The 13,111-nt window shown below is 62.6% G+C and carries 12 protein-coding genes; all 12 read right to left on the bottom strand.

Translation table 11 applies throughout. From position 1 onward, the window contains the following. The coding region (locus BMX62_RS13430) for a MerR family DNA-binding transcriptional regulator (RefSeq protein ID WP_420795824.1) at window positions 1–89 on the bottom strand (89 nt) is incomplete at its 3' end. Between the two features lie 26 nt (window positions 90–115). Then, on the bottom strand, window positions 116–1,045 hold the full coding sequence (murB, locus tag BMX62_RS12070; RefSeq protein WP_090209454.1) for a UDP-N-acetylmuramate dehydrogenase: 930 nt from the start codon (window positions 1,043–1,045) through the stop codon (window positions 116–118). After that, on the bottom strand, window positions 1,042–2,463 hold the full coding sequence (murC, locus tag BMX62_RS12065) for a UDP-N-acetylmuramate--L-alanine ligase (RefSeq protein WP_420795832.1): 1,422 nt from the start codon (window positions 2,461–2,463) through the stop codon (window positions 1,042–1,044). The genes murB and murC overlap by 4 nt, the downstream gene beginning before the upstream one ends. Further along, window positions 2,460–3,548 carry an undecaprenyldiphospho-muramoylpentapeptide beta-N-acetylglucosaminyltransferase gene (gene murG / locus BMX62_RS12060; protein ID WP_090209450.1) on the bottom strand — a complete coding sequence of 363 codons (1,089 nt, stop codon included), beginning with the start codon at window positions 3,546–3,548 and terminating at the stop codon, window positions 2,460–2,462. Before murG ends, murC begins: the two co-directional genes overlap by 4 nt. Continuing rightward, window positions 3,545–4,744, bottom strand: coding sequence for a putative lipid II flippase FtsW (ftsW, locus tag BMX62_RS12055; RefSeq protein WP_090209447.1), 1,200 nt, complete (start codon window positions 4,742–4,744; stop codon window positions 3,545–3,547). Before ftsW ends, murG begins: the two co-directional genes overlap by 4 nt. Continuing rightward, window positions 4,731–6,071 (bottom strand): UDP-N-acetylmuramoyl-L-alanine--D-glutamate ligase, encoded by a 1,341-nt coding sequence (gene murD, locus BMX62_RS12050; RefSeq protein WP_090209444.1) that lies wholly within the window; start codon window positions 6,069–6,071, stop codon window positions 4,731–4,733. The genes ftsW and murD overlap by 14 nt, the downstream gene beginning before the upstream one ends. A gap of 7 nt (window positions 6,072–6,078) precedes the next feature. After that, the gene (gene mraY, locus BMX62_RS12045; protein ID WP_090209457.1) at window positions 6,079–7,161 is read right to left on the bottom strand and encodes a phospho-N-acetylmuramoyl-pentapeptide-transferase; all 1,083 of its coding nucleotides are present in this window, start codon (window positions 7,159–7,161) and stop codon (window positions 6,079–6,081) included. Continuing rightward, the gene (locus BMX62_RS12040; RefSeq protein ID WP_090209441.1) at window positions 7,142–8,524 is read right to left on the bottom strand and encodes a UDP-N-acetylmuramoyl-tripeptide--D-alanyl-D-alanine ligase; all 1,383 of its coding nucleotides are present in this window, start codon (window positions 8,522–8,524) and stop codon (window positions 7,142–7,144) included. The genes mraY and BMX62_RS12040 overlap by 20 nt, the downstream gene beginning before the upstream one ends. Beyond that, entirely contained in the window at window positions 8,521–10,014 is a 1,494-nt protein-coding gene (locus BMX62_RS12035) for a UDP-N-acetylmuramoyl-L-alanyl-D-glutamate--2,6-diaminopimelate ligase (RefSeq protein WP_238375988.1), read from the bottom strand. Before BMX62_RS12035 ends, BMX62_RS12040 begins: the two co-directional genes overlap by 4 nt. Then, window positions 10,011–11,708: a peptidoglycan D,D-transpeptidase FtsI family protein gene (locus tag BMX62_RS12030; RefSeq protein WP_090209434.1), complete on the bottom strand. Its 1,698-nt coding sequence runs from the start codon at window positions 11,706–11,708 to the stop codon at window positions 10,011–10,013. The genes BMX62_RS12035 and BMX62_RS12030 overlap by 4 nt, the downstream gene beginning before the upstream one ends. Before the next feature lie 15 nt (window positions 11,709–11,723). Then, window positions 11,724–11,993, bottom strand: a complete 270-nt coding sequence (gene ftsL, locus BMX62_RS12025; protein ID WP_090209431.1) for a cell division protein FtsL — start codon at window positions 11,991–11,993, stop codon at window positions 11,724–11,726. Then, the gene (gene rsmH / locus BMX62_RS12020) at window positions 11,990–12,937 is read right to left on the bottom strand and encodes a 16S rRNA (cytosine(1402)-N(4))-methyltransferase RsmH (RefSeq protein ID WP_090209428.1); all 948 of its coding nucleotides are present in this window, start codon (window positions 12,935–12,937) and stop codon (window positions 11,990–11,992) included. Before rsmH ends, ftsL begins: the two co-directional genes overlap by 4 nt. Between the last annotated feature and the right edge of the window lie 174 nt (window positions 12,938–13,111).

The raw sequence follows: 13,111 nt of genomic DNA, 5'->3' as shown, positions 1-13,111 counted from the left end.
GCCGCTGGAATGAGGCGCCCCTCGCGGTCCCAGCGCTGCAGGGTCTTGACCGAAACACCCAGCCGCTTCGCCGCCTTGCCTGTACTCATGGTGTTTTCCATAAGTCAAGAGTACACTATTGCGCACTTTTTGAAAGAATAGATTCTAGCTCCTGCGGAGGTTCACCCACGATTCGAACCTCGGTGACCAAAGACACCCCGTAACGGGCCTGGACCTGATCCTGTACCCGTTGAATCAGGGCTTCCACGTCTGCAGCCCTGGCCGAACCGGTATTGATAATGAAATTGGCGTGTTTTTTCGAAACCTGGGCGCCGCCCATGGTCACCCCTTTCAGACCTGCCCCTTCAATCAGTCGGGCCGCATGATCCCCTGGAGGATTGCGAAATACCGAACCACAGGAAGGCAGTCCAATGGGCTGGGTCTGGTTGCGCTGCGCCAGCAGCGCCCGGACCCGTTCCCTGGAGTCGGCGCCAACACCGGGGGCAAAGGCCAGCACAGCCTCCACAAACCAGCCTTCCCGACGCCCTTGTACCTGACGATACCCCACTTCATAATCCTGACGGTTACACACCTGCAGGCCACCATGCCGGTCCATGATGGTCACCTGTTCCACATGGGACCAGGTGTCATCCCCCCAGGCACCGGCGTTCATGGCCAAAGCCCCACCCAGGGCGCCAGGAATACCGGCCAAAAATTCGCCACCGGCCAGATCATGCCCGGCACAGAAACGGGATAGTTTCGCACAAGTGACCCCTGCTCCGCTTCTGACCCGATGACCGGGCAGGGTACACAGGGTATTGAGCGCCCCGGTATAGGCAATCACCGTACCCCGGATACCGCCGTCCCGCACCAGAATATTGCTGCCCAGCCCCAGCCAGAACAGCGGTTCATCCCTTTGCAGACCCGACAGAAATGACACCAGATCATCCAGGTCTGCTGGTCGGTACCAACGATCTGCAGGCCCCCCGATCCGCCAGGAGGTATGACGGGCCATGATTTCATTGATACGCAACTCGCCGCGTAAAGGGGGACGGGAAGCGGTCACGGCTGTGCTCCCAGCATCTCCGGCAAACTGGCAGCCAGGGCGCCCACATTACCCGCCCCCTGGGTCAGCAGCACATCTCCGGGCTGGAGCACCCCCCGCAGCACATCCACTAGACGCGCCGGGGTATCCACAAACACCGGTTCCACCCGACCCCGGGCGCGCACTGCCCTGGCCAGGGCACGACCTCCGGCAGCCGGGATGGGCGCTTCTCCGGCCCCGAAAACATCCAGCAGCACCAGCACATCCGGGTCGGACAGTACCTCGGCAAAGTCCTCGAACAGATCCAGGGTGCGGCTGTAGCGGTGAGGCTGAAATACCAGCACCAGCCGCCGCCCCGGAAAGGCAGACCGGGCAGCCGCCATGGTGGCTGCCACTTCGGTGGGATGATGACCGTAATCATCCACCAGCAGAATATCCCCCATGAGGGTCTGCAGGGTGCCATAGACCTGAAAGCGCCGACCAATGCCCTCAAAGGCCCGCAGCCCGCGCTGGATGGCGGCATCATCCACCCCCAGCTCATGGGCCACCGCCACCGCCGCCAGGGCATTGAGCACATTGTGGCGACCGGGCAGATTGAGGGTCACCGACAGGGGGTGATCCCGCCCTGGCAGCATCAGGTCAAAATGGGTACAGACCCCATCCGGGCGCAGGCAGCGCGCCATGACATCCGCGCCCTGGTCGATACCGTAGGTCAGCATGGGGCGACCTATGCGGGTGATCAGACGGCGGATTTGCGGGTCGTCCACACACAGTACCGCCAGCCCGTAAAAGGGCAGATGGTGCAAAAATTCCAGAAACGTCTCCCGTAAACGGGAAAAATCCCCCTCATAGGTGGCCAGGTGATCGGCATCAATATTGGTCACCACCGAAATCATCGGTTGCAGACACAAAAAGGACGCATCACTCTCATCTGCCTCGGCCACCAGATAGCGACCCTGACCCAATCGGGAATGACTGGCAGTGCTGTTGAGCCGCCCCCCGATGACAAAGGTAGGGTCCAACCCGCCCTCTGCCAGCAAACTGGCCACCAGACTGGTGGTGGTGGTCTTGCCATGGGTACCTGCCACGGCAATGCCGTAGCGAAAACGCATCAGCTCGGCCAGCATTTCCGCCCGGGGGACAATGGGAATACGCTGTGCCTGGGCAGCCTGCAATTCCGGGTTGTCGGGGCGGATGGCACTGGACACCACCAGTACATCCGCCTGCTGTACATGGGCAGGATCATGCCCCCGGCAAACCACCACACCCAGACCTTCCAGACGCCGGGTGACACTGTTATCGGCGATGTCCGAGCCCGTAACCTGATAGCCCAAATTGGCCAGCACCTCGGCAATGCCACCCATGCCAGAACCGCCAATTCCCACAAAATGAATCCGGCGGATACGTCGCATACCGATGGAGGTATCAGACATGGTCATGGGTGCTGCCCTTCTCCCGCCAGGGCAAGACAGGCCTCAGCCACCTGACGGGCGGCCTCGGGACGGGCCAGGGTCCGCGCCCGACAGGCCATATCCTGCAACCGGGGACGGTCCAGGGTAGCCAGCCAGCTGGCCAGTTCTTCAGGGTCCAACCCATCCTGCCGGATGATCCTGGCAGCCCCGACCTCGGACAGATGACGGGCATTGGCCTGCTGATGGTCATCCACCGCATGGGGATAGGGCACCAGCAGGGCGGCCATGCCAGCGGCGGCCAACTCGGAAACCGTCAGCGCCCCTGCCCGACAGATCACCAGATCTGCCCAGGCATAGGCCTCGGCCATGTCTTCGATAAAGGCGGTCACCGTGGCCTGGACGCCAGCCTGATCATAGGCCTGACGGGCCTGCTCCAGGGTACGTGTCCCGGCCTGATGACGAACCAGCGGGCGAGCGGCCACGGGCATTTGGGCCAGGGCGTTGGGCACCTGGGTATTCAGGGCCAGGGCGCCCAGGCTGCCACCCACCACCAGCAACCGTAACGGACCTTCCCTGCCCGCCATACGAATGGCCGGGTCAGGCAATGCCCGAATGTCCTCCCGCACCGGATTGCCCACTGTCACCGCCTGACGGGCCGGGGGAAAGGTGCCCGCAAAGGCTTCCAGCACCAGATCCGCCCGCCCGGCCAACCAGCGATTGGTCATCCCGGCAATGGCATTTTGCTCGTGAATCACCAGGGGGTAGCCCAGGGCAGCGGCCATCAATCCCCCCGGACCGGAAGCAAATCCCCCCAGCCCCAGTACAGCCCGGGGCTTGAGTCGCATCAGCAGCAGCAACGCCGCCCACAGGGCCACCCCCAGTCGCCAGGGGGCCAGCAGCCAGGCAGTCAGTCCCTTGCCCCGCAGACCACTGACCGGCAACACATGAAACTCGATCCCCGCCGCCGGCACCAGTCGGGCCTCCAGGCCCGTGGCAGTACCCAGCCAGCAGATGGATTCTCCCTGGGCACGCAGCTGCTCAGCCACCGCCAGACCCGGAAATACATGCCCCCCGGTTCCACCGGCCATGATCAAAATAGGCCGCCGACTCATGGCCTGCTCCCCCGCAGGTGGCGAAGCCGAAAATAGTCACTTTCCACCGTTTCCCGATGGACCCTGGCCAGCAGTCCCACCGCAGCACAAGTCACCAGCATGGAACTGCCGCCATAGCTCATCAGGGGCAAGGTCAGCCCCTTGGTGGGCAAAATACCCATGTTCACCCCCATGTTGATGAAAGCCTGTAAACCAATCCAGATACCGATGCCGTAGGCCAGATAGGCACCAAACAGTTGCCCCGCCCGCTCGGCGGCCTGGGCAATGGCGAAGCTGCGCCAGAGGAACACACCATAAAGGGCCACCACCACCACAATACCCACCAGTCCCAGTTCTTCGGCCAGTACGGCGAACAGAAAATCATTGTGGGCTTCTGGCAGATAAAAGAGCTTTTGCACACTGCCCCCCAATCCCACACCGAACCAGGAACCACTGCCAATGGCAATCAGGGACTGGGTGAGCTGAAATCCGGTATTGAAGGGATCGGTCCAGGGGTCCATAAAACCGGTCAGACGGGCCACCCGATAAGGGGTTTGAATGGCCAGCCAGGCCATGCCCACCACCGTGACCCCCATCAGCATGAAGAATTGCCACAATCTGGCTCCACCCAGAAACAACATCCCCAGGGCGATGGCCATGATCACCACAACGGCACCAAAATCCGGCTGCATCAGCAGGGGAATGGCCGCCACCATCAACAGCAGCAAAGGTTTGGCAAACCCGATAAAGGTGTCATGAACCTGCTGGGCATGGCGGACCAGATAACCGGCCAAATAGAGGGTCAGCAACAGCTTGGCCACCTCGGATACCTGCAGATTGAACAGGCCCAGGGAAATCCAGCGGGTGGAACCGTTGACGGTATTGCCCACTCCCGGCACCAGCACCAGGATCAGTAGCAGATAGGTACACAGCAGCAGCACAGGCCCCATGGCCTGCCACCAGGAAAGCCGCAGATGGTAGAGCAGAACAGCCACCCCTACCCCAAGGACAATAAAAATCGCCTGTCGCACCAGAAAGTAAAAAGGATCGCCCAGACTACGGTCGGCAATACCGATGGATGCCGATCCCACCATCACCAGCCCCAGCCCCAGCAAGGCTGTGACCGACAGCGCCAGTCCCAGGTCGATCTTCTGTTGCACCGCCATCTTCAGAAGGCTATCCCCTCCCCTGGAAGCCTGCGGATCAGCATATCCCATGGATCAACCTCCGTACCTCGGCCTCGAAAACCTCGCCCCGATGGGCATAGCTGCGGAACATGTCCAGACTGGCACAGGCAGGAGAAAGCAATACCGTGTCCTCGCGTCGGGCCAGTCGGGCCGCCTCGGCCACGGCCTGTGCCATATCGGTGACCCGTATCACCGGCACCACATCCCCTAAAGCCTGCTCAATGAGGGCGGCATCCTGGCCCAGCAGGACCACAGCCCGGGTCCGGGTTGCAGCCACGGCCCGCAGGGGTGAAAAATCCTGCCCCTTGGCCTGACCCCCAGCAATCAGCACCACCTTGCCCGGCAGCCCCTCCAGAGCCGCCAGTGTGGACCCCACATTGGTCCCCTTGGAGTCGTTGTACCACTGCACCCCTTCCAGACTCGCCACCCATCGGCACCGGTGGGGCAAACCGGCAAACCGGCCCAGCACCGTGGTCATGGTGGCCATTGGCAGACCTGCCGCATCGCCCAGGGCCAGAGCCGCCAGGGCATTGGCAACATTATGGGCACCCACCATGAGCAGGGCCGACGCCGCCAACAAGGGTTGGTCACCCCGATACAGCCAGGGCGCCCCGTCTTGTAATCCCACGCCATAATGCCCGGCAGCAGGCATATCCAGACCAAAACTCACCCGCTGTTGCCCGCCGGCCATGGCCGCCACCAGCTGATCCTCCCGGTTGAATATGGCCACCTGGGCCTTGTTGAAAATCCGTGCCTTGGCTTGCGCGTAATCCTCCATCCCGGTATAGCGGTCCAGATGATCGGCAGACAGGTTAAGCACCGCAGCCCCCAGGCAATCAAGGCTGTGGGTGGTTTCCAGTTGAAAGCTGGATAACTCCAGCACATACAGCTCCGGTGCCGGCTGGATGGTCAGCAGGTCCAGGGCGGGGGTGCCCAGGTTGCCCCCCATGGCCACCTTCAGCCCTGCCGCCCGCGCCATTTCCCCCACCAGGGTGGTCACCGTACTTTTGCCGTTGGAGCCGGTGACCGCCAGTACCGGGGCATCAACATCCTGGGCAAAGAGTTGGATATCGCCCATCACGGTGACCCCGGCGGCCTGGGCGGCCTGGATGGCAGGCTCCCGAAGGCTGACCCCCGGACTCACGATCAGACGGGAAAAACCGGCCAGGACAGTGCTGTCCAATGGCCCGCACAACACCGGAACAGCCGGCGCAAAAGACCGTAACCTCGCCAGCCCCGGCGGGGAATGACGGGTATCAGCCACCCAGAAGGTTTCTCCCCGGCCAGCCAGATACCGGGCCACGGAAAGGCCCGTGGCACCCAGTCCCACGATCAGCGTTGTGGCCTGTGTGGTCACCTGGTCCTCACCGGATTTTCAGGGTGGCCAATCCGATCAGCACCAGCACCACGGTGATGATCCAGAACCGTACAATCACCCGGGGTTCGGGCCAGCCCTTGAGTTCAAAATGGTGATGTAAAGGCGCCATACGAAAAATACGCCGCCCGGTCAGTTTGTAGGAGGCCACCTGCAAAATCACCGACAGGGTTTCGATCACAAATATCCCGCCCATGACCACCAGTACGATCTCCTGCCGGGTGGCCACCGCCAGCAGGCCCAGGGCCGCCCCCAGAGCCAGCGCCCCCACATCCCCCATAAACACCTGGGCCGGATAAGCATTGAACCAGAGAAACCCCATGCCGGCGCCCACCAGGGCGGCAGCAAATACGGTCAGATCCCCCACTCCCGGCACAAAGGGAATCCCCAGGTAATCGGCAAAGATGGCATGGCCTGAGACATAGGCAAACACCCCCAACGCCCCGGCCACCAAGACACAGGGCATGATAGCCAGCCCATCCAGACCATCAGTCAGATTGACCGCATTGCTCGAACCGACAATCACCAGCCAGGTCAGGGGAATGAACCATAGCCCCAGGTCAATGGCCACATCCTTGAAAACCGGCACGATCAAGGTGGTTTCCACGGGGGTCTGGGCGGTATGGAACAAAAACAGGGCGGTGAGCAGGGCCACCAGGCTCTGCCAGAAGAATTTTTTGCGGGCCGACAATCCCCGGCTGTTGCCATAACGCAACTTCAAGTAATCGTCCACGCCGCCGATAAGCCCAAACAGCAGCGTCACCAGCAACACCACCCAGACGAAGCGATTGGTCAGATCACTCCATAACAGGGTGCTCACGGCCACCGCCACCAGAATCAGGGCACCCCCCATGGTGGGAGTACCCGCCTTGCTGAAATGGGTCTGGGGACCATCGCTGCGCACCGGCTGACCGATTTTGTAGCGGGCCAGATGACGAATCATCGCCGGTCCCACCATAAACGCGATCAGCAGTGCAGTGAGCACCCCCAGGATGGCCCGCAGGGTCAGGTACTGAAATACACTGAACGCCGTATAGTATTGACTGAGATACTCAAACAGAATGAGCAGCATGCCCATCATCTCCCGATTGTTCTTGTGGCTGCTTCCACGTCGGCGCCCCTGCCATCATCAACCGTTCCATCCTCTGTCCACGGGAGCCCTTGACCAGAACCACCACTTCCGGTCCCAGATACCTGGCCAGAGCCGTGGACAACCGGGCCTGATCCTGGAAATGTTCTCCCCCCTCACCAAAGGCCAGTACCGCCTGCTGGCTCAGTGGACCCACAGCCAGCAACCGATCCACGCCCATGGTCCTTGCAAAGGCACCCACCTCCCCATGCAGGGCCGCGGCATCCACCCCCAGCTCCCCCATATCCCCAAGCACCAGGATGCGCTGTCCAGCCTGTTCTGCCAGCACCTGAATCGCCGCCCGCACCGAGGCAGGATTGGCATTGTAACTGTCATCAATGAAGTGACTACCCGCCGGCCCCGGACGGGGCACCAGGCGTCCGGGGGCAGGACGCACCGAGGCCAGCCCCGTGGCCAGGGTCGGGCCGTCAATACCCAGGGCATGGGCGGTAGCCGCCGCCGCCAGGGCGTTGAGCCGGTTATGATGGCCGGCCAGGGGCAGGGAAACCTGGACCTGGGTATCGGGCAAATGGATCAACAGGGCTTGATCATGGATGTCTCCCCGAACCTGAGCCTGTTGCGACAGACCAAACAACACCACAGGCCGATCCCGGTTCATGGCCTGCCACAACGGTGCATGGGGATCATCGGCATTGATCACAGCCACCCCCTGCGCCCCCAGTCCCTGAAAAATCTCCCCCTTGGCCCGGGCTACGCCTTCGATACTGCCAAATCCCTCCAGATGGGCCGGGCCGGCATTGGTAATCAGGGCCACATCGGGCCGGGCAATACGGGTCAACAAGGCAATGTCCCCAGCCTGGCTGGCCCCCATCTCGATCACTGCAAAACGGTGGGTCGGCGACAGGCGCAGCAGGGTCAACGGCACACCAATGTCGTTGTTCAGATTGCCCGGCGTGGCCCAGGTGGCCCCCCGACAGCCCAGAATGGCTGCCAGCATTTCCTTGACCGTGGTTTTGCCATTGCTGCCCGTCAGTCCAACGAGGGTGGCCGGGCAATGGCGACGCCATCCTGCCGCCAGATCGGCCAGGGCCTGGCGGGTATCCTCCACCAGCACCCAGGGCCGGTCACCGGCCTTCTCCGGCACCCGACTCACCAACAAACCGGCAACAGGAAGATCAGGGTGGATAAAATCGTGGGCATCAAAGCGCGGCCCCTGAAGGGCCACGAACAACTGCCCCGCTGCTACCGCCCGACTGTCAATGGAGACCCCGCATACCTCCCGGTCGGCGCCGTACAGACGCCCTCCGGTGAGGGCCGCCACCTGGGCCATGGAAAGCTGCATCATGTTTCTCTCTCCACCAGTCCACGGACCAGCGCCCGGTCACTGAAAGGATGGGGTTCATCACCAAAAATCTGCCAGGTCTCATGACCCTTGCCGGCCACCAGGATCACATCCTCCGGTGCAGCCTGCTGGAAGGCATGGCGAATGGCGGTTTCCCGGTCCATTTCTATCTGCACCCCGGTCGTGTGGGTAAAACCAGCCTGGATGGCACGGATAATGGCCTGGGGAGACTCATGTCTGGGATTGTCACTGGTCACCACCACCCGATCAGCATGGCGCTGGGCCATGGCAGCCATCAGGGGTCTTTTGCCAGGATCCCGATCACCACCGCAGCCAAATACGCACCACAGCTGTCCACGGCAATGGGTCCGCAAGGCTTGCAACACCTGGGCCAGGGCCAGGTGGGTATGGGCATAGTCCACCACCATCATCGGCCCTCGTCGCCCCCGGAAACATTCCATCCGCCCCGGCACCGCCGGGGCACGGCCCAATCGCTCCAGGGCATCGGCAAGACGGACATCCAGGCTCAACAGGGCCGCCAGCACAGCCAGCAGGTTTTGCAGGTTAAACTGCCCCAGCCAGGGGCTTTCCAGTTCTCCCGTCCCCCAGGGGGTGGTGATATGGGCGCGGATGCCGCCGGCGTGAAACACTGGCCGGGTCGCCAGCACCTGATCATGACCGCCGGATCCAGGCTGCAGGCCGTAACCCAGCACCGGCACGGTCACCCGGTCCGCCAGGGCCATGCCAAAGGGATCGTCCAGATTCAGGATGGCGGTGTTCAGGCCAGGCCAGGTAAACAACCGCGCCTTGGCCTGGCCATAGGCCTCCACGGTGCCGTGATAATCCAGATGGTCCCGCCCCAGATTGGTGAGGATGGCCACGTCGATATCAGTCCCCGTCACCCGACCCTGGTCCAGGGCATGGGACGACACTTCCATGACCACCTGATGCAGGTTATCCCGAACCATATCCGCCAGCAGGGCCTGCAGGGCGATACCATCGGGCGTGGTCAGGCCCGGTGCCCCCAGCGCCCCCCAACGCCCACTGCCCAGGGTGCCGATCACACCACAGGGCCGGGATTCACGATCCAGGGCACCTGCCAGACATTGGGATACCGAAGTCTTGCCATCGGTACCGGTCACCCCTACCACTCGCATGGACCGGGAGGGATGCCCATGAAAACGGGCCGCCAGTTCTCCGACCCGTTCCCTCAGTCGGGGCACCGCCACACAGGGCACCGGCAGCCGGGGTGGGTCCACCGCCGCCGGCTCCCAGAGTACGGCCACCACGCCCCGCTGCACTGCTTCCCCGGCATGGATCAGGCCGTGATGACGGGAACCCGCCACGGCCAGAAACACCTCGCCGGGCTTTGCCCGGCGACTGTCAAGACACAGGCCGGACACAGGCCGGTCGAGGCCATCTGGTAATGGGTGTTCATCGGTCAACAGGTCAGACAGCAGCATCCAGGCCGCCGGTGAAGGGTGACGGCTCATGCGGCAGCGTCCTCATTCTCCCGGGCAACGGACTGCAGATCAGGCAGATTGTCGGGGGGAATGTCCATCAGACGCAGGGCGTCCCGCATCACCGCGCCAAACACCGGCGCCGCCACCTGGCCACCGAAATACTGGTCGCCACCGGGTTCGTCAATGATCACCACCATCACCAGACGGGGGTCGCTGGCCGGCGCCATGCCGGCAAACAGGGCCAGGTACACCCCCTTGGCATAATGGCCATCCACCAGCTTGCGGGCCGTGCCGGTCTTGCCGGCAACCCGGTAGCCCTCCACCGAGGCACGAATACCGGTGCCCTCACGGGACACCGCCACTTCCAGCATGTGCATCAGACTGTGGGCGGTATGGGGACTCATGACCCGGTAAGCCTCCCGGGGGGCGTCGGACATCACCAGTCGAGGCATAAACATCACCCCTTCGTTAGCAATGGCGCCATAGGCCTGGGCCAGTTGCAAAGGGGTGATGGACAGGCCATAGCCAAAGCCCATGGTGGCCCGCTCCACGTCACGCCAGTGAAGGAAGTCGCGCAAATTGCCGCCGGCCTCCCCCGGAAAACCGCTGCCGGTGCTGCGACCAAAACCTGCACGGTAGAAGGTTTCCCAAAGCTGTTGAGGCTCGACAGCCAGGGCCAGCTTGCTGGCCCCCACGTTGGAGGACTTGCTGATCATGGTGGTCAGATCGATGAGGCCATAATTGCGGATGTCGGTCACCGTATGGCGTCCCACCCGCATCCGGCCCGGACTGGTCTGCAACAGGGACTCCTTCTGAAACTGACCACTTTCCAGGGCCGCCACCACGGTAAAAGGCTTGATGGTGGAACCCGGCTCGATCAGGTCGGTGACCGTCCGGTTGCGGGCGCTGTCCCCCCGCAGGGTGCCCCGATTGTTCGGGTTGTAGGAGGGCTGATTGACCATGGCCAGCACATCGCCATTGCGGGCGTCCATGATCACCGCAGAGCCGGCCCGCGCCCCGTGAGCCTGCACCGCGGCCTTGAGTTCCCGATAAGCCAGGTACTGCAACCGTTGATCGATGGTCAGGGCCAGATCCTGGCCCGGTCGGGCAGGCCGGATATTTTCCACGTCACGAATCACCCGACCCAGGCGGTCCCGCAACACCCGCTTGGCCCCTGGCTCACCGGTCAGCCAGTCGTTGTAGGCCAGCTCCAGCCCTTCCTGACCACGGTCATCAATATTGGTAAAACCCAGCACATGGGCAGACACTTCACCCATGGGATAGTAGCGACGGTATTCCCGCTGCAGGGCCACACCCGGTACCCGCAATGCCATCACCTGCGCCCCCAGATCCGGGTTGACATGGCGCCGCAGATAGACAAATTCCCGCTCGGCCCGGTTCAGCAGCCGCTGATGCAAATCCTGGGGATTCATCTCCAGCAATTGGGCCAGGGCCACCAGATGCTGTTCCGGGTGACTTAGGGTTTCCCTGGGATTGGCCCAGACGCTGTCCACCGGCGTGCTCACCGCCATGGGTTCGCCATGACGATCCACAATCATGCCCCGGTGGGCAGGCAGGGACACCACCCGCAGATGCCGGGCGTCCCCCTGGCCCTGAAGAAAATCCTGCTGCACCACCTGCAGATCCACGGCCCGCACCAGTACCGCCACGAAAGCCAGGGCAAAGGCCCCCAGTACCACGCGCCGCCGCCAGTGAGAAACCATCGTTATAATCCCCAATCACTCCAACAGGATGACAGTGGAGCGGGTGTTGGGCAGACGCATGTTGAGGCGACTGCCGGCCACCTCCTCGATCCGGCCGTGGGTCGCCCAGGTGCTCTGTTCCAACTGCAACTGCCCCCACTCGATGTTCAATTCGTCACGCAATCTCAGTTCCGCCTGCAAGGCAGTAAACAACAGCCGGCTTTGATGCTTGCTGTATATTACGGCCTGGGCACTGATCACCACCATCAAAAACAGTACCGCCAATGGTAACAGACGCCAGCTCACGGCAGGCGCTCGGCCACCCGCAGCACTGCGCTGCGCGCTCTGGGATTATCCGCCAATTCACAGGGAGACGGGCGCAGGGCCTTGCCGATTCGCAGCAGGGTTCTGCCCGGTGGCGGTGTGGTCACCGGCAATCCCCTGGGCAACGGCTCACCCTCCGACTGCCGCCGGATAAATCGCTTGACCATGCGGTCCTCCAGGGAGTGAAAACTGATCACCACCAACCGGCCCGCCGGGGCCAGCACCTCCGGCAACATGGCCAGACAGGTGGCCAAGGCCTCCAGTTCACCATTGATATGCAGCCGGATGGCCTGAAAACTGCGGGTGGCCGGATGCTTGTGCCTCTCGTGGCGAGGAATGGCCTCGGCCACCAGGGCGGCCAGTTGTCCTGTCCGTTCAATGGGTGTTTCCAGACGCCGGGTCACCAGATGACGGGCAATGCGCCGGGCAAAGCGCTCCTCTCCAAGTACCCGCAGCACCTGGGCAATATCATCTTCGTCAGCCCGCGCCAGCCACTGGGCGGCTGACTCCCCCCTGGACGGGTCCATGCGCATGTCCAGCGGACCATCCCGCATGAAACTGAATCCCCGTTCCGGGGTATCCAGCTGGGGGGAAGATACGCCCAGGTCCAGCAACACACCATCCACCCGTCCCGCCAGTTCCAGGGCCTGCAGCCGGGGCAGTAACTGATCAAAGGAACATCGTAAAAACTGACAGCGGGCATCTCCAGCGAACTGCTCCAGGGCCACCGCTTCAGCCTCCGGATCCTGATCCAGGGCGATCAGACGACCGGTATCATTGAGCCGTTCACGGATGGCAGCACTGTGTCCACCCCGCCCGAAAGTGCCGTCCACGTACAGGCCGTCGGGACGAATACGCAATCCTTCAAGCGCCTTATCCAGCAACACCGGACAATGGAGCGGGTCTTTAGACGAGGCATGATGCATCAGTTCCTGTTGCTCCGAATTTCATACTCGAAAGTGCTGATTCGGTGATTCGCTCTCCGTTGATAGCGCCCGGGTTTGGGCGAGCAACTGGAGTCCTGGTTGAGCAGTCCCAACCGGAGGCGCTCAGTCCGTTCCAGCAAGATCGCCTTGACCCGCTTGAACGGAGTGAACCGC

The organism is Ectothiorhodospira magna (genome assembly GCF_900110965.1).
GTDB classification, from domain to species: Bacteria; Pseudomonadota; Gammaproteobacteria; order Ectothiorhodospirales; family Ectothiorhodospiraceae; genus Ectothiorhodospira; species Ectothiorhodospira magna.
The sequence above is the reverse complement of the archived record's forward strand: the minus strand, read 5'-3'. Positions and strand labels throughout refer to the sequence as shown.